General features: G+C 71.6%; 18 protein-coding genes. 2 read left to right on the forward strand and 16 right to left on the reverse strand.

The genetic code is table 11. The features are described from left to right. Window positions 1-7: 7 nt before the first annotated feature. On the reverse strand, window positions 8-1198 hold the full coding sequence (locus K8940_RS17495; RefSeq protein WP_223395890.1) for an FAD-dependent oxidoreductase: 1191 nt from the start codon (window positions 1196-1198) through the stop codon (window positions 8-10). Window positions 1199-1446: 248 nt separating this feature from the next. On the opposite strand from K8940_RS17495, the gene K8940_RS17500 reads away from it, so the two are divergent. Both K8940_RS17500 and K8940_RS17505 read left to right on the forward strand, forming a co-directional pair. Further along, on the forward strand, window positions 1447-2313 hold the full coding sequence (locus K8940_RS17500) for a M56 family metallopeptidase (RefSeq protein ID WP_223391349.1): 867 nt from the start codon (window positions 1447-1449) through the stop codon (window positions 2311-2313). Window positions 2314-2490: 177 nt separating this feature from the next. Continuing rightward, window positions 2491-3375 carry a M56 family metallopeptidase gene (locus K8940_RS17505; protein WP_223391350.1) on the forward strand — a complete coding sequence of 295 codons (885 nt, stop codon included), beginning with the start codon at window positions 2491-2493 and terminating at the stop codon, window positions 3373-3375. A 9-nt stretch (window positions 3376-3384) separates the two neighbouring features. On the opposite strand, the gene K8940_RS17510 is transcribed toward K8940_RS17505, so the two are convergent. The 15 genes from K8940_RS17510 to K8940_RS17580 all read right to left on the reverse strand — a co-directional run bounded on the left by K8940_RS17510 (window position 3385) and on the right by K8940_RS17580 (window position 24426). Next, window positions 3385-4515: a threonine aldolase family protein gene (locus K8940_RS17510; RefSeq protein WP_223391351.1), complete on the reverse strand. Its 1131-nt coding sequence runs from the start codon at window positions 4513-4515 to the stop codon at window positions 3385-3387. A gap of 144 nt (window positions 4516-4659) precedes the next feature. Further along, window positions 4660-6066, reverse strand: coding sequence for a two-component system sensor histidine kinase UczS (gene uczS, locus K8940_RS17515; protein ID WP_223391352.1), 1407 nt, complete (start codon window positions 6064-6066; stop codon window positions 4660-4662). 36 nt (window positions 6067-6102) lie between these two features. Continuing rightward, window positions 6103-6774: a two-component system response regulator UczR gene (gene uczR, locus K8940_RS17520; RefSeq protein ID WP_223391353.1), complete on the reverse strand. Its 672-nt coding sequence runs from the start codon at window positions 6772-6774 to the stop codon at window positions 6103-6105. 188 nt (window positions 6775-6962) lie between these two features. Continuing rightward, entirely contained in the window at window positions 6963-8543 is a 1581-nt protein-coding gene (locus tag K8940_RS17525) for a Do family serine endopeptidase (protein WP_223391354.1), read from the reverse strand. Window positions 8544-8719: 176 nt separating this feature from the next. Further along, window positions 8720-9166 (reverse strand): cytochrome c-type biogenesis protein CcmH, encoded by a 447-nt coding sequence (locus K8940_RS17530; protein WP_223391355.1) that lies wholly within the window; start codon window positions 9164-9166, stop codon window positions 8720-8722. Beyond that, on the reverse strand, window positions 9163-11145 hold the full coding sequence (locus K8940_RS17535) for a heme lyase CcmF/NrfE family subunit (RefSeq protein WP_223391356.1): 1983 nt from the start codon (window positions 11143-11145) through the stop codon (window positions 9163-9165). The genes K8940_RS17530 and K8940_RS17535 overlap by 4 nt, the downstream gene beginning before the upstream one ends. Then, window positions 11142-11645 (reverse strand): cytochrome c maturation protein CcmE, encoded by a 504-nt coding sequence (gene ccmE / locus K8940_RS17540; RefSeq protein ID WP_223391357.1) that lies wholly within the window; start codon window positions 11643-11645, stop codon window positions 11142-11144. The genes K8940_RS17535 and ccmE overlap by 4 nt, the downstream gene beginning before the upstream one ends. Beyond that, on the reverse strand, window positions 11642-12745 hold the full coding sequence (gene ccmI / locus K8940_RS17545; RefSeq protein ID WP_223391358.1) for a c-type cytochrome biogenesis protein CcmI: 1104 nt from the start codon (window positions 12743-12745) through the stop codon (window positions 11642-11644). The genes ccmE and ccmI overlap by 4 nt, the downstream gene beginning before the upstream one ends. A gap of 75 nt (window positions 12746-12820) precedes the next feature. Then, window positions 12821-14191 (reverse strand): hypothetical protein, encoded by a 1371-nt coding sequence (locus K8940_RS17550; protein ID WP_223391359.1) that lies wholly within the window; start codon window positions 14189-14191, stop codon window positions 12821-12823. 160 nt (window positions 14192-14351) lie between these two features. Further along, window positions 14352-15707, reverse strand: a complete 1356-nt coding sequence (locus tag K8940_RS17555) for an ATP-binding protein (RefSeq protein ID WP_223395891.1) — start codon at window positions 15705-15707, stop codon at window positions 14352-14354. A 39-nt stretch (window positions 15708-15746) separates the two neighbouring features. Further along, window positions 15747-16424 (reverse strand): response regulator transcription factor, encoded by a 678-nt coding sequence (locus K8940_RS17560; protein ID WP_223391360.1) that lies wholly within the window; start codon window positions 16422-16424, stop codon window positions 15747-15749. A gap of 9 nt (window positions 16425-16433) precedes the next feature. Further along, window positions 16434-16760 (reverse strand): PepSY domain-containing protein, encoded by a 327-nt coding sequence (locus K8940_RS17565; protein ID WP_223391361.1) that lies wholly within the window; start codon window positions 16758-16760, stop codon window positions 16434-16436. 214 nt (window positions 16761-16974) lie between these two features. Then, window positions 16975-19557 (reverse strand): TonB-dependent receptor, encoded by a 2583-nt coding sequence (locus K8940_RS17570; RefSeq protein WP_223391362.1) that lies wholly within the window; start codon window positions 19555-19557, stop codon window positions 16975-16977. Between the two features lie 138 nt (window positions 19558-19695). Beyond that, window positions 19696-20631 (reverse strand): DnaJ C-terminal domain-containing protein, encoded by a 936-nt coding sequence (locus tag K8940_RS17575; RefSeq protein WP_223391363.1) that lies wholly within the window; start codon window positions 20629-20631, stop codon window positions 19696-19698. Between the two features lie 87 nt (window positions 20632-20718). Then, the gene (locus K8940_RS17580) at window positions 20719-24426 is read right to left on the reverse strand and encodes a glycoside hydrolase/phage tail family protein (RefSeq protein ID WP_223391364.1); all 3708 of its coding nucleotides are present in this window, start codon (window positions 24424-24426) and stop codon (window positions 20719-20721) included. Between the last annotated feature and the right edge of the window lie 4 nt (window positions 24427-24430).

A 24430-nucleotide genomic window follows, 5' to 3' on the forward strand; every position in this document is an offset into this window, starting at 1 on the left:
AGCAAGATCAGGCCGGGCGTGCGGCCATGCGGGCGTAGAGCGCAGCGATGGTCGAGACCGCCGTGCGGGCCTCGTCCATGTCGGCGACCTCGCGGTCGTCATTGTAGCCATAGGCCTCGGTCTCGCCGACCTGCTGGAAGACGATGCCGTCGCGGCGCGGCAGCACCGAGATGTTCTTGTAGTAGAGGCCATAGCGCAGCTCGGGCTGGGGGATCAGCCAGGCGATCTGTCCGCGCACCGGCACGATGCTCTCGTCCTTCCACAGCGCCCGCGCGCCATAGCCGGTGCAGTTGACGATCACCGGCTCCTTCAGCCCCGTCAGCTCGCCCGGCGTGTTGAAGACCCGGGTCTCGACCTTGCCGCCGGCCAGCAGGAAGTCGGTCATCAGCACGTGGGCGTATTCCGTGACGTTGAACTGCAGCGACGCGCCGCGACGGACATGGGCGACCGGGAAAGGATTGGCCTCGGGCGGCAGATCGACCTGGCGGGGCATGATGTCCCGCACCCGGTCGGCGTACTCGACGAAGTGCGGGACGCCTGGCGCGCGGACATGGCCGCTGGTCGGGGCGGCGTCGAACAGGCTGTAGCGGTCGCTCCACTCGACCGGCGAGCCGGCCAGGCCGACATAGGTCTGGAAGGTCCGGAACGAGGTCCGGCACATCGTCTCCCACAGCTCGGGAAACCCGGCCGGGGTCTCGCCCTCGGCGGCGATGCGCGAGTCGGGCGACCATGTGCCGGTGGCCCGCGACGAGCGCGTGTCGGCCAGACGCTCGGCGGCGTAGATGGTGACGTTGGCGCCGGCCCGGCGCAGCACGGTGGCCGTGGTCAGGCCCAGGGCTCCGCACCCGATCACCGCCACCTCGCGCGCCCCGCCGGCCAGGGCCTTGCGGGCGGCCTGCTCGGCCGAGCCCCACGACAGCGACCAGCCGCTGCCGCCATGTCCGTAGTTGTGGACCACGGTCTTGTCGCCGACCGTCTCGACGTCGAAGCGCGGCCCAGCCTTGCGGAAGGGGCGCAGGCAGACGGTGACGCGAGTGATCCGGTCCAGCTCGGCCCGCACGGCCGGCAGGATCGGGGCCCGCGCCGCGCCCGGCCGGGCCAGCGAGACCGGCCCCGTGGCGCAGCCCGCCAGGCTGCTGGCCCCGAAGCCGCCCAGTCCCGCCAGGACGGCGCGCCGCCCCAAGGTCTCCATCCGCATGCTCACGCCTCTTCCCCTCGTCGCCGCGCGGCCAGTTGAGGGCGCGTCGCGCGGCCCGGTCACCCGGACATTCGGCCGGCCGTCGGGATTTCCCTCGGGCGCTGAAAGCCTAGGCGCCCAGCGTGTTGAGCGTAGCGGTTGAGGTCATGCGGATCCACGGGCCCGCTTGACGGGAGAATTTACAGTCGTAACTGTTCCATCCGGCAAACCCGGCGCGACGACCAGAAGCCGGGGATCGGGAAACGACCATGATCGAACTGCTGGCCTTGGCTTTGATGCGCGCGCAGGTCGCCGCGGCGTTCGGCGTGGTCCTGGTGCTGCTGCTGCGCCTGCCCCTGCGCCGCCTGTTCGGGCCGCGCCTGGCCTACTGGCTGTGGGCCATCGCGCCGGCCGCCGCGATCGCCAGCCTGTTCCCCAGCCTTTCGGAGTCGCTCGAGATCGGCGCGACCGCCTCGCCCCTGGCGCCGGACGCGGCGCTGAAGGTGGTGGCGGTCTGGCTGGCCGGGGCAGGCGTCTTCGCCGGCTTCGTCGCGTGGCGGGAGCGCGCCTTCCGCCGGCTGGTCGAGCGGGGCGAGGCCGGGCCCGCCGTCATGGGCGCCCTGTGGCCGCGCCTGGTGCTGCCCGCCGACTTCGAGGACCGCTTCAGCGCTCGCGAGCGCGAGCTGATCCTGCTGCACGAGCGCACCCACATCCGGCGCGGCGACCCGATGGCCAATCTGATCGTGGCCGGCTGCCGGGTGCTGGGCTGGTTCAACCCCATGGTCCATCTCGGCGCGGCCTTCCTCCGCATCGACCAGGAACTGGCCTGCGACGCCAGCGTGCTGGCCCTGCGGACCGGCATCCGGAGCGACTACGCCCGGGCGCTGCTGAAGGTGTCGATGGTCGGCAGCAGCTCGCCCCTGGCCTGCGGCTGGGGGACCCATCCGCTGATCCTGCGCGTCGGCTTCGTGGGCCGGACCGAGCCCAGCCGCCGGCGCGAGATCGTCGGCTTCCTGGCCGTGACGGTCTTCACCCTCGCCACCGTCGTCGGCGTGTGGATGCTGGCGCCGCGCGGCTTCGACCAGCACGCCTTCGCGCCGGACGCCCTCTACGCCGCCCGCCCCGGCCTGAACTGATCCCGCCCCCAACGGCCGGAGGAAGCACGACCGCAATCTTGCCGTCTTGCGGCCGGATCGTTCCCCGTGAGCGAGGATCGCGGCGGTTGCGCCCACGTCGATCAACGCGCCGGCTTGACGTGAGAATTTACAGTTGTAACCATTGACGCGAGGAAACGGCAGGAACCGCATCCGACGATGATCGAGCTCTTCGCCCTCGCCCTGATCCGGGCCCAGATCGCCGCCGCCGCCGCGGTGCTGCTGGTCATCATCCTGCGGCCGTCGGCCCGCCGTCTGTTCGGGCCGCGCCGCGCCTACGGCCTGTGGGCCGTGGTGCCGGCCGCCGCCGCCGCCGCCTTCCTGCCCAGCCTGGCCGAGACGATGGACCTGGGTTCTCCCGCTCGCCCCCTGGGCGTCTGGGCCGGCAAGCTGATCCTGCTGTGGCTGGCCGGCTGCGCGGTCGCCACCGCCATCCTGGTCCTGCGCGAGCGCCTGTTCCGCAAGAAGGTCGACCAGGGCCTGGCCGGTCCGGCCGTGATGGGCGCCCTGTGGCCGCGCATCGTCCTGCCGTCCGACTTCGCCCAGCGCTTCGAGCCCCGCGAGCGCGAGATGATCACCCTGCACGAGCGCACCCACATCAATCGTGGCGATCCGATCGCCAACCTGGTCATCGCCGGGGCCGGCGTGGTCGGCTGGTGCAACCCGATGATCGCCCTGGCTTCGCGCCTGGTCCGCATCGACCAGGAGCTGGCCTGCGACGCCACCGTCGTGGCCCTGCGTTCGGACATCCGCGCCGACTACGCCAAGGCCCTGATGAAGGCGCAGATGAGCGTTTCGACCTCGCCCCTGGCCTGCGGCTGGGCCACCCATCCGCTGATCCTGCGGGTGTCGCTGCTGAACCGCCGCGAGCCCAGCCTGCACCGCGACATCGCCGGCTTCCTGACCATGACCTTCCTGGCGATCATGGCGATGGTCGTCGTCTGGAGCGTGTCGCCGCGCGGTCCCGACTTCCGCGACCTGCGCCCTGGCCTGGCCGCCCAGATGGACGCCAACGGCGTGATCACCTGGGTGCAGGGCGAGTAGCGCCCGCCCCTAGCCCAGGAACAGCTTCACGTATTCCTCGACCGGCCGGCGGTTGAGCGTGTCGTTGATCCAGACCTCCGTCGTCCCGTCCGCGCCCGGCTTGATCAGCCGCACGCCGGCCAGGCGCATGCGGTCGAAGACCCCCTCGGCGACCTTGGGCTTCAGGACCAACTGGCGGATGTTCGAGGCGTTGGGCGCGGGCTTCAGCTTGGCGGCCCCGGCCTTCTCCAGCGCGGCGAACAGCTGGTCGGCGGCGGCGAAGGCGGCCTTGTGCCGGGCGTCGAAGTCGTCCAGCGCCGCGAGCGTCAGCACCGCGCACGGCCAGGCCTGGTAGAGCGTCCCGCCGAACTGGTGGCGCAGGGCGCGGGCCTTGGCGATGTCGGCCTTGGAGCCCGCCAGCACCGCCCCGAACGGCGCGTCCAGGTACTTGTAGAGCGAGACATAGACCGTATCGAACAGGGCCGCCGTCCCGGCCACGTCATAGCCGGGCGGGGCCAGCAGCAGGCGCGCCCCGTCCAGGTGCAGGCGGATCCCCTTGCCCCGGGCGTAGGCGGCGATGTCGCGCAGGGCCGACGGGTCCAGCAGCTCGCCATGGGCGCGGCGCACCGGGCTCTCCAGCGAGATGGCCCCGACCCTCAGCGGATAGGGTCCGTTCTCGGCCTCGTCGACGGCGGCCTTGATCTCGTCCAGGGTCGGGCCCGCGCGGCCGGGCGCCAGGCTCACCAGATTCAGGCCCGACAGCAGCTGGGTCGCGTCGCTCTCGTCGCGATAGAGGTGGCTTTCGTGCTGGACGACGACCCGCGTGGCCTCCCCCGCCAGGATGCGCACGGCCACGTGGTTGGCCAGGGTCCCGGTCGGGAGGAAGGCGCAGTCCTCCTTGCCCAGCATGGCGGCGAAGCGCCGCTCCAGCTCGCCCACCGCGCCGCCGGCCAGATAGCTGTCGCGCGGCTTGCCCTTCTGGACCAGCTCGGCCAGACGCGCGGCGGTCCTGACCGCGTCCGGCGGCGCGCTGTCGCCGGCCAGCCAGACGCTGCGGGCGTCGACGGGCGGGAACGGCGGCGGAGCGGCCTGGGTCTGGGCGAAGGCGACGGTCGGCGCGAAGGCCAGCAGGGACGAGGCGAGGAACTGGCGGCGGCGCATCAAGTCATCCCTTCTTCCCCCTCCGGGGAGGAGGGCTGAAAGCCCGGAGGGGGCAAGTGAAGTGCGTGCTCACACCCTTTGCCCCCACCTGACCGCTGCGCGGTCGTCCGCCCCCCGGGAGGGGGCGGAAGGTGATATCCGCCCCTACTCCACCCGCGGCAGCACCAGGGCCACGCGCAGGCCCGGGCCCATGCCGTTGTATTCGCCCGGTCCCTCGGCCAGCTCCAGGCGACCGCCGTGCGAGACGGCGACGGCGCTGACCAGGGACAGGCCCAGGCCCGCGCCCGGCTCGCTGCGGCTGTTCTCCAGGCGCACGAAGCGCTGGATGACGCGGGCGCGGTCGGCCTCGGGCACGCCCGGGCCGGTGTCGGTGACCGAGAACTCCAGCTCGCCCGAAGAGGTGCGACGGGCGCGCAGCATGATCGCCCCGCCCTCGGGCGTGTACTTGATGGCGTTGTCGAGGATGTTGGCCAGGGCCTGGGCCAGGAACTCGCGATTGCCCTTGATCGGCAGGGCCGGGACGATCTCGGCCTTGAAGTCCAGGCCCTTGTCCTCGCACGACAGCTCATAGAGCTCGGCCATGTCGGTGGCCAGTTCCGAGGCGTCGAACGGGCGCTGGTCCGGGGCCGAACCGGCGGCCTGCAGGCGGGCGATGGCCAGCACGGCGTTGAAGGTCTTCAGCACCCCGTCGGCGTCCTGCAGGGCGGTCTCCAGCGCCGCCACCGGGTCGCCCTTGCCGTTCTCGGCGTCGATCAGGGCGACCTCCATGCGGGCGCGCAGGCGGGTCAGGGGCGAGCGCAGGTCGTGGGCGATGGCGTCGCCGGCATGGCGCAGGCCGCCCATCAGGCGCTCGATCCGGTCGAGCATGTCGTTCAGGCCCTCGGCCAGCTCGTCATACTCGTCGCGCGTGCCCCGCACCCGGGCGCGGGCGTGCAGGTCGCCGGCGCGCACGTCGTTGACCACATCCACCAGCCCCTGCATCGAGCGGCTGACATTGCGGCTGATCAGCACCCCGCCGGCCATGCCCAGCAGGATGACCAGCGCCCCGGCGCCCCACAGGGCCCGGACGATCTTGCGGACATAGGCCTCGGACGCATCGACGTCGGCCCCGACGAACAGGATCTCGCCGTGCTCCAGCCGCTGCTGCACCCCGCGTGCGGCGGCCTTGACCTCGGCCCCGTCCAGGTCGGTCTCGGTGACCTTGAAGCTGGCCCATTGCGGGCCGTCGCCGCTGAAATTGGCGACCGGCGACTCCTCGATCGAGCCCGAGATGCGCTTGCCGTCCCTGTCGGCCAGGAAATACAGGAACGGCCGCTCGCCCGTCGCCCGCTCGACGATGGTCTGGTTCAGGGCGTCGACGCCGCCCTGGCGATAGGCCGCTTCCAGGCTCTCGAACTCGCGGCTGATCTCGGCCTGCGAGCGGCGGTTCACCTCGCCCGCCGTGGCCACGTAGATGTAGCCCAGGAAGGCGCTGGCGGCCGCCGCGAACAGGGCCAGGAACAGCAGGGTCAGCCGGAACGGCGTGGTGCGGAGAAGGCGCGGCAGACGCATGACGGGTCCGGCGGCATGGGAGCCGCCGCTGCTCTCCTACGGATCCAGCCGGTAGCCGGCGCCGCGCACGGTCTGCAGCATGGCCCGGTCGAAGCCCTTGTCGATCTTGCTGCGGAGACGCGAGATGTGCACGTCGATGACGTTGGTCTGCGGGTCGAAGTGGTATTCCCAGACCTTCTCCAGCAGCATGGTGCGGGTCACCGACTGGCCGGCGTGGCGCATCATGAACTCCAGCAGCTGGAATTCGCGCGGCTGCAGGTCGATTTCCTTGCCTTGGCGATGGACCGTCCGGTTGATCAGGTTCATCTCCAGCTCGCCGACCTTCAGGGTCGTGGCGACGGCGCCGGTCTCGCGACGGCGCGACAGGGCCTCGACGCGGGCCATCAGCTCGGGGAAGGCGTACGGCTTGACCAGATAGTCGTCGGCGCCGGCGCGCAGGCCGGTGACGCGGTCATTGATCTCGCCCAGGGCCGAGAGGAACAGGACCGGCGTCTGGTCGCCCTCGCGGCGCAGGGTCTCGACCACCTGGACACCGTCAAGCTTGGGCATCATCCGGTCGACGATCAGGACGTCGAAGCCGCCCTTCTGGGCCGCGGCCAGCCCGGCCTCGCCGTCGGGCGCGTGCTGGACGTCGTAGCCGGCCTCCGTCAGGCCATGCGCCATGGCGCCGGCGGCTTCCAGGTCGTCCTCGATAATCAGAATACGCATCGTAGAGCCCCTCATGCGCTCGGGCGGAACAGCGGAACGATCGACGTTCTCGCGATTCCGCGCATCGCGCGATAGTTGCTCTTGCAATAGCGGTTTCGACGACCGCCGTAACTTAAACCTTGGACAGATACGAAAAAGCCCCGCTCCGGCGGACCGGGGCGGGGCTTTCCGTTCGCAAGTCTATCCGCTTACGGCGCGATCTTCAGCGCCACGAAGACCGGGCGGTTCTGGCGGATCACCTTGACCAGCACGCTGGTGCGGCCGGCCTTCTTGGCGTTGGCCACGGCGGCGTTGACGTCGGCCACGCTGGCCACCGCCGCGCCGTTGATGTTCGACAGCACGTCGCCCTTGGCCAGGCCCTTCTCGCCCGCGTCGCTGTCGCCCTTCACGCCGGTGATCAGCAGGCCCTTGATCTCGCTGTCGATCTTGTAGGTCTGGCGCGAGGCCGGGTCGATCGCGCCCAGGGTCAGGCCCAGGGCCTCGACCTTTTGAGCGGCGGGCTTGTCCGGGGTCGGCGCGGCGCCGTCCTGATCCTGATCGTCGTCGTTCTGGGCCAGGGTGCCCTCGGCCGGGCGGGTGCCCGACTTGATGTCGACCGTGCGCGGCTTGCCGTCGCGGATGATCGACAGCTTAATCGTCTCGCCCGGACGGGCCTTGGCGACCTCGCGGGTCAGTTCCGAGCGGTTGGCCACGGCCACGCCGTTGACGGCGGTCAGGATGTCGTCGGGCAGCAGGCCGGCCTTGGCGGCCGGGCCGCCGGCGACGATCTCGCTGATGATCGCGCCCTTGACGTCCTTCAGGCCCAGCGCCTCGGCCGCGTCGGCGCCGAAGTCCTGGATGGTCACGCCGATATAGCCGCGCACGACCTTGCCGCCGGAGATCAGCTGCTTGGCCACGCCCTCGGCGATGTCGGCGGGGATCGCGAAGCCGATGCCGACCGAGCCGCCCGACGGCGAGTAGATGGCGCTGTTGACGCCGATCACCCGGCCATAGATGTCGAAGCTGGGACCGCCCGAATTGCCCCGGTTGATGGGCGCGTCGATCTGGATGTAGTTCACGAACGACGAGGTCTGGTCGCCCAGGTCGCGGTCATAGGCCGAGATGATGCCGGCCGTGGCCGTGCCGCCCAGGCCGAACGGGTTGCCGATGGTGATGACCCAGTCGCCGACACGCGGCTTGGCCTGGTTCTCGAAGTTCACATACGGGAACTCGGCGTTCTTGGCCTTGGGATCGACGACCTTGATCACGGCCAGGTCGGTGCCTTCGTCGCGGCCGATCAGGGTGGCCTTCAGCTCGCGGCCGTCCTTCATCACCACCTGGATGTCGTCGGCGTCGGCCACGACGTGGTTGTTGGTGACGATGTAGCCGTCGGCCGAGATGAAAAAGCCCGAGCCGGCCGACTGCTGCTTCGGCGTGGCCGGCGTGTCGCCGTCATCGCCGTCCTGGCCTTGCTGGCCCGGCTTGCCCTTCTGGCCGCGCGGCACGATGTCGAAGCCTTCCAGGCCCGGGATGCGCAGGCCCTGCGGCGAGGCCTTGGAGGTCACGTTGATCTGGACGACCGCGGGAGAGACCTTCTCGAAGATGTCGGCGAACGACATCGGCGCGCCCGGCGGCGGGGCGAAGGCCGGCGCGCCGGCCATCGAGGCGCGGATGGCCGGGGCCTCGGCGGCCGCCGTCCCCATGCGCATGCCTACCCCGGCCAGAGCCGCGCAGGCCACGCCCGCACCGGCGACGGCGCCCACAATGAATCCCGACTTCCTAGCGGTCATTCGTCTTTCCTCATCCGCGCGATCCGCGCGGTCCCTTTCGCGTCAACCGCGCGCCCGGCGCGCGGTCCCAGTCGATCTGAGAACCTAGTCCCGACAATAAAAGGTGCAATGGTTCTCGAATTATCTTTCCGTCATCCGAAAGGCGCTTCTTGAGGCTCCTTTTCGGCGCAATCGTGTCAATCGTCTTCCAGCAGGCGCTTCACGCGCTCTTCCTCGTCCTGCGAAAGCTCGGTCGGCTCGCTCTCGCGGCGACGCAGAAGTCCGAACATCAGCGCGCCCCCCGCCAGCAGCACGCCCACCGGGGCCAGCCACAGCACGGCGTTGCCGGCCGAGAAGGCCGGCTTCAGCAGCACGAATTCGCCATAGCGCTGCACAAGGAACGCGCGGATTTCGCGGTCGGAGCGCCCGGCCTTGACCTGTTCGCGGACGATACGCCGCAGGTCGCCGGCCAACTGGGCCTCGGAGTCGTCGATCGACTCGTTCTGGCAGACCAGGCAGCGGACCTCCTTGAAGAGGTCGCGGGCCCGGGCCTCCTGGGCCGGATCGGGCAGCCGCTCGGACGGGTCCGACGCGCCGGCCATCAGGGCGACCGACGCCAGGGCGATCAGCAGGGCGCGCTTCACGACACGACCTCCCCGGCCCGCCTTCCCACGCCCAGGCGCACGCGGCGGTCGGACAGCGAGACCACGCCGCCGATGGCCATGATCAGCGGGCCCAGGAAGATCAGCCGCACCCAGGGGTTCACATAGGCGCGGACCAGCCAGGCCGGCTTGCCGCCCTCGCCCGCCCGGCGCTCGCCCAGCACGACATAGATGTCGTCCAGCACGCGCGGACAGATGGCGACCTCAGAGGTGGTCTGGGGGCCGGTCGGGTAGAAGCGGCGCTCGGGCTCGGCGCGGCAGACCAGGGCGCCGGACTTGTCGGTGACCTTCACGACGCCGCGCTCGGCCAGGTAGTTGGGGCCCTCGACCGTCCCGACATCGGCCAGGGTCAGGGTGTAGGCGCCCAGCGGCTGGCTGCCGTTCAGGCTCAGCGCCTGGGCGGCCTCGACTCGCCAGGCGGTCTCGAACGAGGCCCCCAGCACGAAGATCCCCAGGCCCGCGTGGGCCAGGGTGGTGCCCCAGGCGCTGCGCGGCAGGCCGCGGGCGCGGCGGACGCTCTCGCCGGCGGGGACGCGCAGCAGCTTCAGGCGGTCGGCCATCTCCAGCAGCGCCCCGCCCACGAGCCAAAAGCCGACGACCAGGCCGCCGCTGGCCAGGGCCTTGCGCGGCTGGACGATCCCGTAGGCGACCAGGCCCAGCACGGCGGCGACGGCCAGGACGACCCACAGCTTGCGGGCCACGCCCTTGGCGTCGCCGCGCTTCCAGGCCAGCAGCGGGCCGGCCGGCAGCACGGCGAAGGCCAGCACCATCAGCGGCACGAAGGTCAGGTTGAAGAACGGCGCGCCGACCGAGACGGCCTCGCCGTCCATGGCCTCGCGGATCAGCGGGTACAGCGTGCCCAGCAGCACCACCGCCGTCGCCGTCGACAGCAGGATGTTGTTGAGCACGATGGCGCTCTCACGGCTGATCGTGCGGAACTGGCCGCCGGGGTTCAGGGTCGGGGCGCGCAGGGCGAACAGAAGGAAGCCCGCGCCGGCGGCGACGCCCATCATGATCAGCAGCAGCACGCCGCGCGTCGGGTCGACGGCGAAGGCATGGACGCTGGTCAGCACGCCCGAGCGCACCAGGAAGGCGCCCAGCATCGAGAAGGTGAAGGCCGCCAGGGCCAGGAACGCCGTCCAGCCCGGCAGGGCGCCGCGCTTCTCGGTGACGATGGCCGAGTGCAGCAGGGCCGCGCCAATCAGCCAGGGCATGAAGCTGGCGTTCTCGACCGGGTCCCAGAACCACCAGCCGCCCCAGCCCAGCTCGTAATAGGCCCAGAAGGCGCCGAGCGTGATGCCGACGGTCAAGAGGCTCCAGGCCGCCAGGGTCCAGGGTCGCACCCAGCGGGCCCAGGCCGCGTCGATCCGGCCCTCGATCAGGGCCGCCAGCGACAGTGAATAGACCACCGAGAAGCCGACATAGCCCGCGTAGAGGAACGGCGGGTGGAAGGCCAGGGCCGGGTCCTGCAGCAGCGGGTTCAGCGAGCGGCCCTCGATCGGGACCTCCAGCAGGCGCTCCAGCGGGTTCGAGGCGAAGACGGTGTAAGCCAGGAACAGGACGCCCAGCGCCCCCTGGATGGCGATGGCGTAGGCCCTGAGACGGGGAGGAAGGCTGTCGCCGAAGAAGGCCATGGCCGCGCCGTAGCCGGTCAGCACCAGGCACCACAGCAGCATCGAGCCCTCGTGGCTGCCCCAGGCGCCGGCCACCTTGTAGAGCAGCGGTTTGGCGGTGTGCGAGTTGGCCGCGACATTGGCGACCGAGAAGTCCGAGCCGACGAAGGCGTGGATCAGGGCCGCGAAGGCGACCAGCACGGCCAGGAACGTCGCCACGGCCGCGCCGCGTCCCGCCCCCGCCAGCACCGGCGAGCGCCGCGCGCCACCCACGGCCGACAGGCCGGCCTGGGCGACCGACAGCATCAGCGACAGGATCAGGGCGAAAGCGCCCAGCTCTACGATCATGTGCCGGACTTCCCGGCGGCGGGCGTTCCATAGGCGGGCGCGCCCGCGCCCTCGCCCCGCCATTCGCCCTGCTTCTTCAGCGCCTTGGCGACGTCGCGCGGCATGTAGCGCTCGTCGTGCTTGGCCAGCACCTGCTTGGCGACGAAGACGCCGCTAGCGTCGAAGGTCCCTTCGGCCACGATCCCCTGGCCCTCGCGGAACAGGTCGGGCAGGTCGCCGTGATAGGTCACCTTGGCCTTGGCCTTCTGGTCGGCGACCACGAACTCGACGTCGCCGCCGGGGTGCTTGACCACGCTGCCGTGCTGGACGAGGCCGCCCAGCTGGACCTTGCGGCCGGGCGCGACCTTAGCCTCCTGGGCCTGGGCGGGCGTGTAGAACAGCGAGATGCTGTCGCGCAGGCCGTACAAGGCCAGGCCCACGGCCAGGGCCAGCACCGGCGCGACGGCCAGCAGGATGGTCAGGCGACGGCGCGCCTTGCGGGATTTCGGCCAGAAACTCATTGGACGTTCTTCTGAGCGGGCGTGTCGGCGGCCTGGCGCAGGGCCGACAGCACCTTGGGCTGGTCCTTGAAGCGGGCGGAGGCCTCGGCCAGGGCGGAGTCGCGCTTGGCGGTCTCGCCCAGCACGGCGTAGGCGCGGACCAGGCGGACCCAGCCGTCGGGATCGTCGGGCGCCTGGGCCAGGCGCGCGGCCAGGCCCTCGACCATGCCGGCGATCATGCCCTGCACCTGCGGGTTCTCGTTCGCGGCGGGCTCGGCGCTGGGCAGGCCGCCGGTGTTCTCGACGCGGGCGATCTCCTGCAGCAGGGCCGCGTGGCCCGGATCCTGCGGCGGCAGGCTGTCGGCCAGGGCGCGCCAGTCGGACAGGCCGCCGCGCACGTCGCCGTCGGCGATCTTGCCGCGCGCCAGGTAGTAGCGGGCGCGAAGGTCCGCGGGATCGTTCTTCAGCGCCTCGCCGAAGGCCAGCTTGGCGTCGGCGCCCACCTGGCCCTTGCCTTCCATGACGAAGGTCTCGCCCAGCAGACTCCAGATGTCGGCGCGCTTGGGCGCGACGCGGACAGCGCGGCGCAGGGCGGCCTCGGCGCCGGGCAGGTCGCCGGCGGCGGCGCGGGCCTTGGCCAGGAACAGCAGCGGCTCGGCGTCCTTGGGCCGCTCGGCCGCGACGCCTTCCAGCACGGCGGCGATCTGAGCGGGCTCCAGGGTGGAGGGGTCGGCGGCCTTCCAGGCGGCGACGCGCTTGGCGTAGGGCTGGTCGGGCCGTTCGGGACGGCCCAGCACGACATAGGCGCCGACGGCGGCGACACAGGCCGCGCCGACGGCGGCGACCACGACCTTGCGCGGTCCCTTGCCGTCACGGCTCCAGGTCTCGGCCTGGTCGGCGGCGGCCAGCAGGCCACGGCCCGCCTCGGCGCGAGCGGCCTTCAGCTCGTCCGGCGCCAGCAGGCCGTCCACGGCCAGGCGCTCGACCTCGGCCAGGCGGCGGCGATGCGGCTCAAGCCGGGTCTGGGCGTCGTCGACGGGCCGGGCGCGGGCCGCGCCACGCAGCACCAAGCCCGCCGTCACGGCCGACAGCCCCGTCGCTGCGATCCAGAAAGCGATCATGGCCGCGTGTTAGCTTGTTCCCGCGTCCGCCGTTAGTAGGAAAAGTGCGTAAGGGCGGCGCGAAGTCCCGGTTTGTCAGGCCGCGATCGCCGCCGCCGCCCGACGTCGCACGATCTCGGCGGTCTTGTCGTCGCGGGTGTAGGCGATGAAGCCGGCGGCGACGTCCAGGTACTTCACGGCCAGACCCGAGTCGCCGCCGTCGCCCGTGCGGGCCACGTGCAGGACGTCTTCGATATAGGGGTCCAGGCGGCTGTTCAGCTTTTCCAGGACCTTGTTGCGCGACGTGCCGTAGCCGGCCTTGTCCGCGCATGAGCGCAGCTCGGCGATGAAGGCCAAGGCCCCCTGCGCGCGGAGGATCATCGCCTGGTCCGGCTCCTCGGTCAGCCGGGCCGCGCCCTTGTTGCCCTTCTTGGACATCATCGAGATCGAGCGGGTCGGCAGGGCCTTTTCCAGCTCCTTGTCGGCCTGGTCCATGCGCTGCTCGCAGACCTTGGCCATCTGCTGCTTGTGACGCGCCAGGCGCTTACCCCAAGGGCCGTCCTTGGCGATGTCGACCGACTGCTGGAACTCGACGATCTGCAGCTGGGCGCGGTGGGCGCCCTGGGCGGCCTCGCGGCCGGCCTTCTCGCCCTCGGCGAAGTTGAAGGTCTCGATGCGAGCGATCGAGGCGTCGATGTCGGCCAGGATGCGTTCGCCGAACTCGCGCACCTCGGACGAGGCCAGGTAGCGGTCGGTCGGCCGGTCCATGACCGCCGAGATCACGCGCATGATGCGCCACTCGTCGGGCAGGTGGGCCGACAGCACGTCCAGCAGCAGCGGGCCGGCGTCGTCGCTGATGCGGCAGGCGTCGCGATAGGCCAGCTTGGCGGCGAAGGCGCGCTCTTCCGACATCCGGCTGACCCATTCGGCCAGCTTGGGCAGGCAGGTGCGGGCGATGGTCGACACCTGCAGGCACAGGGCCAGATGCTCGGGATCGCACAGCGAACGCACGCTGTCGAAGGTGGCGTTGGCCGGATCGCGCAGGCCGGCGGCGGCGATCTTGCACAGGTCGTCGAAGACCTCGGGAACGCCGTTCTCGAGGTCCCAGGGATTGCACTTGGCCGCGGCTTCCTCGACGCGGTCGGGCGCGATGATCTTCAGCGCCTTCCACAGGCGGGACAGCACCGGGCTGGGGAAGGCCACGCCGCTTTCCACGCGGCGGCCGCACAGCGGGACGATCGGGGCCAGGACGTTGTTGCGGACGAAGCGGCTGGCGGTCTCGTCCTCGATCAGGCCGCGCACCAGGGCCAGGGCGCCCTGCGCCCCCGCGCCGGACAGGGCCAGCTCCAGGCTGCGCAGCGCCGCGTCCGGAGCGGTTTCCACCAGCGTCCGGATGATCTGCAGTTTGTGCGCGGCGATAGCGGCCATGGTCCCCCGAGTCGGACTCGCACGGCCGACGGACGTCAACCATGTTCGAAACGAGGTTAAGGATTTCCGAAACGGACCAAAAATCAACGACGGCGGCGCAAGATGTCGCGGCTGGAAAGCCTTTGGCCACCAGAGGTTTAGCCCGTTGGCGTAGCGGCGGCGCTTCCCGGCGATCGCGACAAGACGCCGCAACCCGGGGTCAGGTTTCGGCGCGCGGCAGATCCAGCGTGACGCGCAGCCCGCCCAGAGGCGATTCACCAAGCTGGACCGAGCCGCCATAGGCGCGGGCCAGCTCGTCGACAATGGACAGGCCCAGGCCCGAGCCGGGCGCGTTCTCGTCCAGCCGCTGGCCGCGCTTCAGCGCCTGGGCCCGTTCCTCGGGCGGAAGGCCGGGACCGTCGTCGTCGACGGTCAGCAGCATCCGCGCCTCGCCCGACGGCGCGGCCTCGACCCGGATCCGGCCCTTGCACCACTTGCCGGCGTTTTCCATCACGTTGCCGGCCAGCTCCAGGAAGTCCTGTTTCTCGCCCTGGAAGGCCAGGTCCTCGGGACAGCGCCAGTCGATCTCGACGCCCCGGCCCTCGGACTTGTCCTGGAAGATCCGCTCCAGGGTCACGGCCAGCTCGTCCAGGATCGGCTCGACGGGCGTGCGCTCGCCGCTGGTCTGCGAGCGGGCGGCGGCGCGGGCCCGGCGCAGGTGATGGTCGACCTGCTCGCGCATGGTCTGGGCCTGGCGCTCGACCACCTCGGCCAGTTGGCCCGGCTGCTGGTTGGCCTCGGTCAGCATCACCGACAGCGGGGTCTTCAGGGCGTGGGCCAGGTTGCCGACGTGGGTGCGCTGGCGCTCGACGACCTCCTGGTTGTGGGCCAAGAGCGCGTTCAGTTCGACGGCCAGCGGCTCCAGCTCCTCGGGATAGCGGCCGTCGACCCGCTCGGCCTTGCCCCGGCGGACCGAGGCCACCTCGCGGCGCAGGCGGAACAGCGGCTGCAGGCCGAAACGCACCTGCACCACCACCGCCAGGATCAGGCCGCCGCCCAGGATCAGCAGGGCGAAGGCGGTGATGCGGGCGAAGCGGTCGGCGTCGTCGTCGATCGGCGAACGGTCCTCGGCGGCCAGGAAAACCACTGGATCGGGATAGTTCGGCAGCTGGGCCTGAATCGCGGCGGCGCGCAGCGGCTTGTCCTGCGGGCCGCGCATGTCGAAGAACTGGGTCTTGCCCGGCGCGGCGTCCAGGCGGTCGATCTGATCCGAGGACAGCATCAGGTCGCTGTCCCACAGCGAGCGCGAGCGCACGAGCTGGGCCATCGCGCCGTCGCGCTTCTTGCCCAGGATCAGCCAGTAGCGGCCGGAATAGGCGCGCGTGGCCCGCACGTCGGTCAGGAAGGGCGCCTTCAGCTGACCGTTCTCAACGCTCGAGCCCGCATAGAGGTCGTCGGTCAGCACGGCCAGCGACTGGTCGAACCGGCGGATGGCCGCGTCGCGGAACTGGGCGGTCAAGAAGACCCCGGCGATCAACACCACCAGCAGCGTCCAGCCGCCGGCGATCAGAACCATCCGGCGGACCAGCGAGAGGCGGCGCAGGCTTATCACGGGCTAGTCGGCGCTCTCGCCTTCCAGCGGGGTGAGGCGATAGCCCAGGCCGCGGACGGTCTCGATGCGGTCGGCGCCCAGCTTCTTGCGCAGCCGGCCGATGAACACCTCGATGGTGTTGCTGTCGCGGTCGAAGTCCTGGTCGTACAGGTGCTCGACCAGCTCGGTGCGGCCGATCACCCGGCCCTGGTGCATCATCATGTAGTGCAGCAGGCGGTATTCCAGCGAGGTCAGGCGCAGCGGCTCGCCGTTGACGCTGGCCCGCGCGGCGCGCGGATCCAGGCGCAGGGCGCCGCACGACAGCGACGGCGCGGCGTGGCCGGCCGAGCGGCGCAGCAGGGCGCGCAGGCGGGCCAGCAGCTCCTCGGTGTGGAAGGGCTTGGCCAGATAGTCGTCGGCCCCGGCGTCGAACCCGGCGACCTTGTCGCTCCAGGCGGCGCGGGCGGTCAGGATCAGCACCGGCGTAGCGACATTGCCGCGGCGCCAGCGCTCCAGCACCGAGACGCCGTCCACCTTGGGCAGGCCCAGGTCCAGGATCACCGCATCATAGGGCTCGGTCTCGCCCAGGAACTGGGCCTCCTCGCCGTCCGGGGCGTGGTCCACGGCGTAGCCGGCGTCGGCCAGGGCCAGCTTCAGCTGGCGCGTCAGGTCGGGATCATCCTCGACGAGCAGGATTCGCATAAGTACTCCTCAGCCCCCGCTGATGATCTGGCCGGTGCGGGCGTCGACGATGAAGTCGATGCGGCGGCCGTCGGCCGCCGCCCAGCGGACGCGGTAGTTGGAGCCTTCCAGGCCGGCGTCCAGCACGCGGCCGGGCACGCGGCGCGCGATCATGTCGATCACGCGCGACAGCGGCACCAGCTGGCCCGACTGCACGCCGCCCCGCGCCTGGTCCGACTGCGCGCGCCAGTCGGCGCCCAGCGAGTCGGGACCCCGGTCACGACGCTGCGCCGAGGCCCCGCCCGGAAGGGCGGCGACCAGCGCGGCGGCGACAAGAAGGACACGGATCGTTTTCATGCTCTCCGGTCTAAAGGAGCTCGGCTGAATGGAGACTGAACGTCCGGGTTATGAACGGGCTGCGTCGTTCTGTCACGGTGGGACATCGTCCGTATCTCTCCTCCCCTTTTGGGGGAGGTGTCGGCGGAGCCGACGGAGGGGGCCATCGCGGCCGACCGCCAGTCGCCCCCTCCGGCTCTCCGGGCCGCCTCCCCCTGAGGGGGAGGAGGAAAAATCATAGCGCGATCAAACTCTTCCGCAGAGTCAGCTTCACCGTCCGGCCCAGCGGGTCCAGGTAGTCGGGCTGGTAGGCCTGGGGCGTGGCGCCCTTGGCGTCCCTCACGACGGGGCGGCTGTAGAAAACGTTGTCGGCCGCCAGGGTGACGCGGGTTCCGGCCAGCCAGCTGGACGCCGGCCCCGCCTTCACGTCGCGCGGGACCTCGTAGAAGGCCGACAGGTTGACCGTGGTCTGGTCGTCGAAGCGCAGGGCCCCGTTGCCCGGCCCCGCGTCGATGGTGCTGCCACCGCGCCAGGCGCCGTTCAGGTTGACGCCGACGCCTTGCCGGAAGGCGTTGAGGCGGAAGTTCAGCTCCTCGCGCGGCTGGCCCCGGCGGCTGGTGCTGGCCCCGTTCAGCAGGTCCAGCGGCGGCAGGCCGTGGCGCAGGGTGGTCTCGTCGCGCAGGCGCAGGACGTAGTTCAGCGACAGCTGCACCTGGCCGGCGTTCTTCAGGTCCGGCTTGGCCCCCTTGGGCGCGCCCTTCTTGGGCCGGCCGATGAAGCGGGTCAGGTTGAAGCCGCCGCGCAGCTCCTCGCGGTCGATGGCGTCGAAGTTCAGCGGCCGGCTGTCGATGGCCGTCAGATTGCCGTCGGCGTTGCGCGTGAAGCGCTCGGGGAAAGCCGCCTCCAGCGCCGGGGTGAGCAGCGGGAAGTTCGAGATCGGGTCGTCGATATGGGTGCGCACCCAGTTGGCGTTGACCGTCAGGCGCGTGGGGCCGCCGTCGCGACCGATCGGCTTGACGTTGACGCCCGCCCGCAGCGTGCGGCGGCGGTCGTTCGCCAGGCCGCTGTTTCCGCCTTCCACCCGGCTGACCGTCACGCTCTGGTTGGTGGCGAAGTCGAACACTGTGACGCTGGGGGTCAGCACCACCGGATCGACGATCTGGTTGGCGTTGGGGGCCGACTGTTCCTCGCTGAAACTGACATTGACCTGCACCAGCTGGTCCGGCGACCAGTGCAGACCCGCGCCCAGGGCCAGGCGGTCCTTGAAGGTCTCGAGATTGTAGCCGGCGTTGACGCTGGCGGTCAGTTCGCCCAGCGCCGGCAGCACCTCGTGCGAGCGGCTGGCCAGGGGCACGTCGATGTCGCCCTGCACCGAGACTGTGCGGCGGTCGTAGTCGCTGCGCACGGGGACGCCGTTGCGCAGGGCGTCGGACATCTGCTCGACCCGCTCGCCGCCGACCTTGACGGTCGAGGAGACGCGACCGGCGGGGATCTCGGCGACGTCGCCGTTCAGGACGAGTTCGGCCTTGGCGGTCTTGGAGCGCGACTTGGCGACGTCGCGGGCGTTGACCTTCAGGAGGGCGCGCGAGACCGGGCCGAACGGATTGACCGCCGGGTCGCGGGCGGCGATGGCGGCCTTCCAGGCGGCGGAGTCGACGCCCCGACCGGTCGTCGTCTCGTTGTCGTTGCGGTCATAGGTCCCGTTCAGCGACCAGCGCCAGTCGCCGACATAGCCGTTGGCGGCCAGGGCCAGCTGGCCCTTGACCGTGTCGGCCACGCGCAGCAGCGACCACGGGGCGTCGAGATAGCGATAGACGGTGACGTCATTGGCGAACGGCGAGAACGGACTGCCGGCCGGCAGCTTCACCGAGGTCGCGGGCAGGCCCAGGAAGCTGGTGCGCCGGGCGTCCTCCAGGTCGAGGCTGACCGTGACGGCGACCTGGCGAGCCAGGTCCCGGGTGATGGCGGCCTTGAAATTGCCCTGTCCCAGCGACGGCAGGAGGCTGCGGTTGGCGGTGATGCCGGAGAGCTCCGGATCGCCGGCCCCGGCCGCGAAGCCGGCCAGCGACACGGGACCGTTCCAGGCCGCGTCCGGCGCGCCGGCCACCGTGACCGGGCCGCCGGCCAGGGCCGACAGGGTCGGATCGATCGCATTCCCGAAGGTGGTCGAGGCGACATTGCCGACCAGACCGTAGGGCGCGGCAGCCGATGGGACGCGATAGATGTCGCGCTCGGCCTCGAACAGGGTCGACTCCTGGCGCCAGTCCAGGCCGACGGTCGTGCGCTCGTCGCCGGCCAGGCGGAAGACGTCGCCGTCGAAGCGCTCGGCCGTGCGCCCGTCCGCCGTGGTGGCGTTCTCCTCCAGCTCGACCGCCGCCGAGCGGAAGCGCTTGCGGAGCACGAAGTTCACGACCCGCTGGTTGGGCCGGTAGCCATAGGCCAGCGCCGTGGCCGGCGGCAGCACGTCCATGCGCTCGATCGCCTGGCTCGGCAGGCCGCTGATCTCCGAAAAGCCCGAGATGCGCCGGCCGTTGGCCAGGTAGATCGGCGGCGGGGCGTCGGGCTCGCCCGTGGTGATCTCGGCCGCCAGCAGCGCGACCAGGTCCTGGATGGTGCTGGCCCCGGTGGCCTGAATCTCGGACGCGTCGAGGGTCAGTTCCGGCTGGGCCGGGCCATTGGCCTTGCCGCGCGTGGCCTTGACCACCAGGCTGTCGACCAGCCCGGTCTGCTCGCTCTCCGGCGGCGTCGGAGAGGTAACCGGTGTCTCCTGCACCGGCGCGGCGACCTGCAAGAGCGCCAGAACGCTGACCAGAACCATGAAGTCGCCCCAACGCGGTTCGCTGAAAGCCCGTGAATTCCCCTAGGATGAGGTCGCGGGACTGGCAAGTACACAAGCGTCTCATCCCGGATAGCCTCGCAGAGGCTATCCGGGATGAGACGCATTTGGTGGCGGAAATTACTTCCGCTTGGGCGTGTACGGCTTTTGCTCTCGCCAGGCCTGGGCGAATTTCTCGAGGTCCTGGTCGACCGTGTCGGGCAGGGTCACGATCAGGCGCGCCAGCAAGTCGCCGCGCTTGCCCTTGGCGTCGGGCATGCCGCGTCCCTTCAGGCGCAGGGTCTGGCCGCTGTTGCTGCCCTTGGGCACGTTCAACATGACATTGCCGTCGGGGGTCGGGGCCTCGACCTTGCCGCCCAGCACCGCGTCGGGGATCGAGACGGCCAAGTCCATGACCAGTTGGTCGCCCTCGCGGCGATAGATCGGGTGCGGCTTGACCGCCAGTTCGATCAGGGCGTCGCCGGCCCCGCCGCGACCGGCTTGGCCCTGGCCCTTCAGGCGCAGGGTCTGGCCTTCCTGGGCGCCGGCCGGGATGGTGACGTCGATGGTGCGGCCGTCCGAGAAGGCCACGCGCTTCTTGCCGCCCTTGATCGCCTCTTCCAGGTCGATGTCCAGGCGCGCCTTGATGTCCGCGCCCTTGGTCGCGAAGCCCGCGCCGCCGCCGCCACCGAACGGGCCGCGTCCAGCCCCGCCGCCGCCGAACATGCCGCCGAACAGATCCGACAGGTCGATCTCCGGCCCCTCGCCCGCGCGGTGGAAGCCGCCCTGGCCGAAGCCGCCGGCGTTGAACGGGCCGTTGCCGGGCTGGCCGCCGAAGCCGCGCATGGTCTCGCGCCCGTCGGCGTCGATCTGGCCCAGGTCGAACTTCTTGCGCTTCTCGGCGTCGCCGACGATGTCGAACGCGGCGCTGACCTGCTTGAACTTCTCTTCCGCCTTCTTGTCACCCGGATTGGTGTCCGGGTGATGCTGCTTGGCGAGCTTGCGGAACGCCTTGCGGATCTCGTCCGCGCTCGCGGTCCGGGAAACGCCGAGTTCCTGATAGGGGTCGCGCGCCAAGGAAGGTCCTCTGGAAAGGTGGGCAGGTTGGGTACCGCCCTCCATCTAGAACGTCCAGAGCGGTGCGCAAGGCCTGATGTGGCAATTTTACCACAGAACGGTCGTCGCGGGCGCGCCCCAGCCGTAAAGCGCGGCGCCTTGCGTCACTTCGAGGCGCGCCGAGGCCGACGGCGCGTCGGCGGTGCGCTGGGCGGCCGTGTAGACGAAGGCGGGCGTCACGACCTCGGCTTCGCGCAGCACGGTCGCGCCATCCAGCACCCGCACGCGATAGCGCTCGGCGCCTTCGCCCAACGGGACCTCATCCGCCCAGACGTCGCCGCCGACGCGGGCGCGGCGGATCCACGACAGGGTCAGGTCGCCGCCGATGAGGCGCTTCCTCAGATGGGCCGGAGCCAGCGGCCGTAGCGCCCGGCCGGTCCAGACGGTCGTGACCTCGCTCATCGCCGTCCCGGCCGGCGGTCCGCCCGCCGGCGCGGCGCGGACCACCAACGGCGCGCCGCGCTCGAAGGCGGCCACGCTCATCGGGACCACCGCCTCGTCCAGCAGCACCACGCTGGCGCCGGCCGGGATCGCGATCTCCGACGCCGCCCCGTCGCGCTGGCCCCGCAGCAGGCCCGACAGCCGCCAGACGTCCGGGGCGACCAGCTGGGCGGCCTGGAAGGCGACGACCTCCCAGTCGCCGGACGGCGCGCGGATCGCCAGGGCGTTGTCGCCGGCCAGCATGGCGGCCAGCGGCGCGGACGCCAGGGCCCGCCCCTCCATCCGCACGGTCAGGCTCGCACCCGACAGGCGATGTGGCGAGGCCGTCGGCAGGTCGTCCAGGGTCACGCCCAGGGTGGCCGGAGCCGCGATCCGGGCGCGCACGGTCAGGGTCTCGATCCCGGCCCCGGCATGGATGTCCAGCGGCCGCCACGGCTCGCCGGCGGCGGCGACCAGCGGCCGGGCGTCGTCCGAGAGCGCCCCGTCCGAGGGCAGGTCCAGCACGTGCAGCACCGGCGGCGCGGCCGGGTCGCGCGGCGGGGCGGGCGTCCAGTCGACGCCGCCGACCACGCCGAAGCCGGTCAGGACCGGGACCAGGGTGGCGCGGGGACGCTCGTCGAGGTCCAGCCGTTGGACGCGCCAGGTCGCGCCGTCCAGGACCAGGCGGTCGCCGGCCTCGAACCGCAGGGCCGCCGAGGGCGACAGCCGCACGATCCGGGCCCGCCGCGCGGCCTCGTCGGCGGCCAGCATCCGGCGGGCGACGGCTTCGGCCTCGGCGGCGGCCAGGACGATCGGCGCGTCGGCGTCGCGGGTCCCCTGCCCGGCCTCGCGCCGCACGACCAGGGCCCCGACCTGATAGTCGCGGGCGGCGTCGATGAAGCGCAGACGCAGAGCCTCGGCGGCGGGCTCCAGCACGCGGGTCTGGGTCTCGCCCGGCCCGTCGTCGGGCAGGGCCAGGTCGTCCGGCGCGACGGCCCCGACCGGACGGCCGGCGCGGCTCAGCATCTTCACGTGATCGCCGCGCTCGACCGGGTCCAGGGCGAAGGCCTCGGTCAGGGGCGCGAGGGCGTCGCGCAGCCGCATCGGCCGGTCGACGACATAGCCGCCGACGGCGCCGCCCGCCTCGCCGGGATCGATCGTCACATCCGCCCGCGCGCCCAGGGCCTGGATCAGCTCCGGCAGCGGCGCGATCCCGGCCCGGCCGGTCAGCCAGTGGCCCAGCACCCAGTTGCCGCCGTCGCTCCACACGTCCGAGCGGGCGGGAAAGTCGGGGAACGGCCGTGCGTCCCAACACCAGGCGCTGGCGGCCTCGACCATCGGCCCGCCATAGATGGGCGAGACCGGATTGGCCGCCGGCTCGGCCAGCCAGGCCAGCACCGCCTCCAGGTAGCGCCGCTGGCCGAAGTCGTCGCGCTCGCCGGTGGAATAGGGCGGCAGAAAGCTCTCCGAGCTCTTGGGGTCGATGAAGAGGTTCGGGGAATTGCTCCCCTTGTCGACGGCGGGGCAGCCGAACTCGGTCAGGCGGATCGGCTTGGACTTCGGGACCCAGGCCGTGGGCGTCCCCGAACGCACGCCGGCGGGCCGGTCGTGATGCGGATTGCTCCACCACGACTTCAGGTCCTTGGCCCGGAACATCCAGGCCTCGCCATGGGCGCCGTCGGTGATCGGGGTGCGGGCCTGGGCGTCGCGGGCGGCCGGGCTTGTGTAGCACCAGTCGAAGGCCTCGCCGCCGGTCAGGCCGGCGCGCAGATAGGCGCCGTCGTGCGGGCCGAGGAAGCCGGCGGCGGCGTCCAGGTGCGTCTCGCCCTCGCGCCAGTCGGTGACCGGCGGATACCAGTCGACGCCGACGAAATCGATGTTCGGGTCGGCCCACAGCGGGTCGAGGTGGAAGACGGCGTGACCGCTCCCGTCGCCGGGCTGGTGGCCGAAATACTCGCTCCAGTCGGCCGCGTAGCCCAGCTTCGTCGCCGGCCCGACCACGCCCCGGACCTCAGCCGCCAGGCCCTTGAGCTTGGCCACCGCCGGATAGGTCCCGCCCGCGCCGCGCACGGTGGTCAGGCCGCGCAGCTCCGAGCCGATGACGAAGCCGTCCACCCCGCCGGCCTGGGCCGCCAGCGCGGCCTGGTGCAGCACCATGCGGCGCAGGCCCCATTCGCCGTCGAAGAAAGCGGCGACCTGGCTGGTCGCGGCCGCCGTCCCGTCGCTGCCCGCCTCGCAGGTGATCCGGCCGCGCCACGGATAGGCCGCCTGGCCGGCCGGCGGGTCCATCAGGATGAACGGATAGAGGGTGACCTTCAGCCCGCGCCGCTTCAGCTCGGCGATGGCCTGCAGCACCACGGAATCGGCCGGCGTGCCGCCATAGGCGGGGGCGCCGTCCTTCAGCGAGATCAGGTGGGCGCCGGCGCGGCCGACGCCGGCCACGCTCCAGGTCAGAGGCAGGGTGTCCTTGACCGCGCCCTCCACGCCCGGCCGGACCTGGCATTGGCCGCAGCGCAGATCGGTCCCGAACCAGGCGACGACCAGGGTGACGTGGTCGACGTTCGGCAGCTGGGCCTGCAGCTGGTCCAGGGCCACCACCAGGTCGGGCCGCCCCTCGGCGTTGTGGACGCTCTCGGACGCCGTGCGGGTCAGGCCCTCGCGGCGCAGCACCGCCTCGGTGGCGTAGACGAACTCGCCCGCGCCGGGGATCAGGCAGACGCCCTTCAGCCTTTCCTCCAAACCCGCTGGCGCGCCGCTGGCGCGCGGCCGGCGGAACACCTCGAACGACAGCTGCGGCGGGCGATTGCCGTAGGGCTCCAGTGGCAGGTCCTCGAACACCACATAGGCCACGCCGCGATAGGCCGGGGCCTGCCCCTCGATCACGGCGATCAGCGGGTCGGGAAGCTGGTCCTCGGCGCCCAGATGGACGCGCAGGGTCGCGCCGGACAGGTCCATCACCTTGCCGTCGGCCCAGACCCGGCCGATCCCGTCGATCGGGCCCTCGGCCACGGCGACGGCGAACGACAGGCTGTAGGCGTAGGCGCTGGTCTTCTGGCCCTTGGAGCCGCCGACCCGGCCCTCGACCCGCTTCTCGCGGAAGCGCGCGGCCCAGATCACCTGGCCGCCGACGCGGGCGCGACCGAACACGCAAGGCAGGGCCGCGCCCTCGGCCGCCCCGGTCAGGCGCAGCTCGGGGATGCGCGGGCCGACCTGGCGCGCCGGCGACAGGGCCGAGATCGCCGCCTGGTCGACCGCCGCGCCCAGCGCCGCCCCGACCACGGCCCCCAGCGGTCCGCCGATCGCCGCGCCAACGCTGGAGAGGATGACTTGGGCCATGGGG

Origin of the sequence: Caulobacter segnis (genome assembly GCF_019931575.1) — a bacterium.
GTDB classification, from domain to species: Bacteria; Pseudomonadota; Alphaproteobacteria; order Caulobacterales; family Caulobacteraceae; genus Caulobacter; species Caulobacter segnis_C.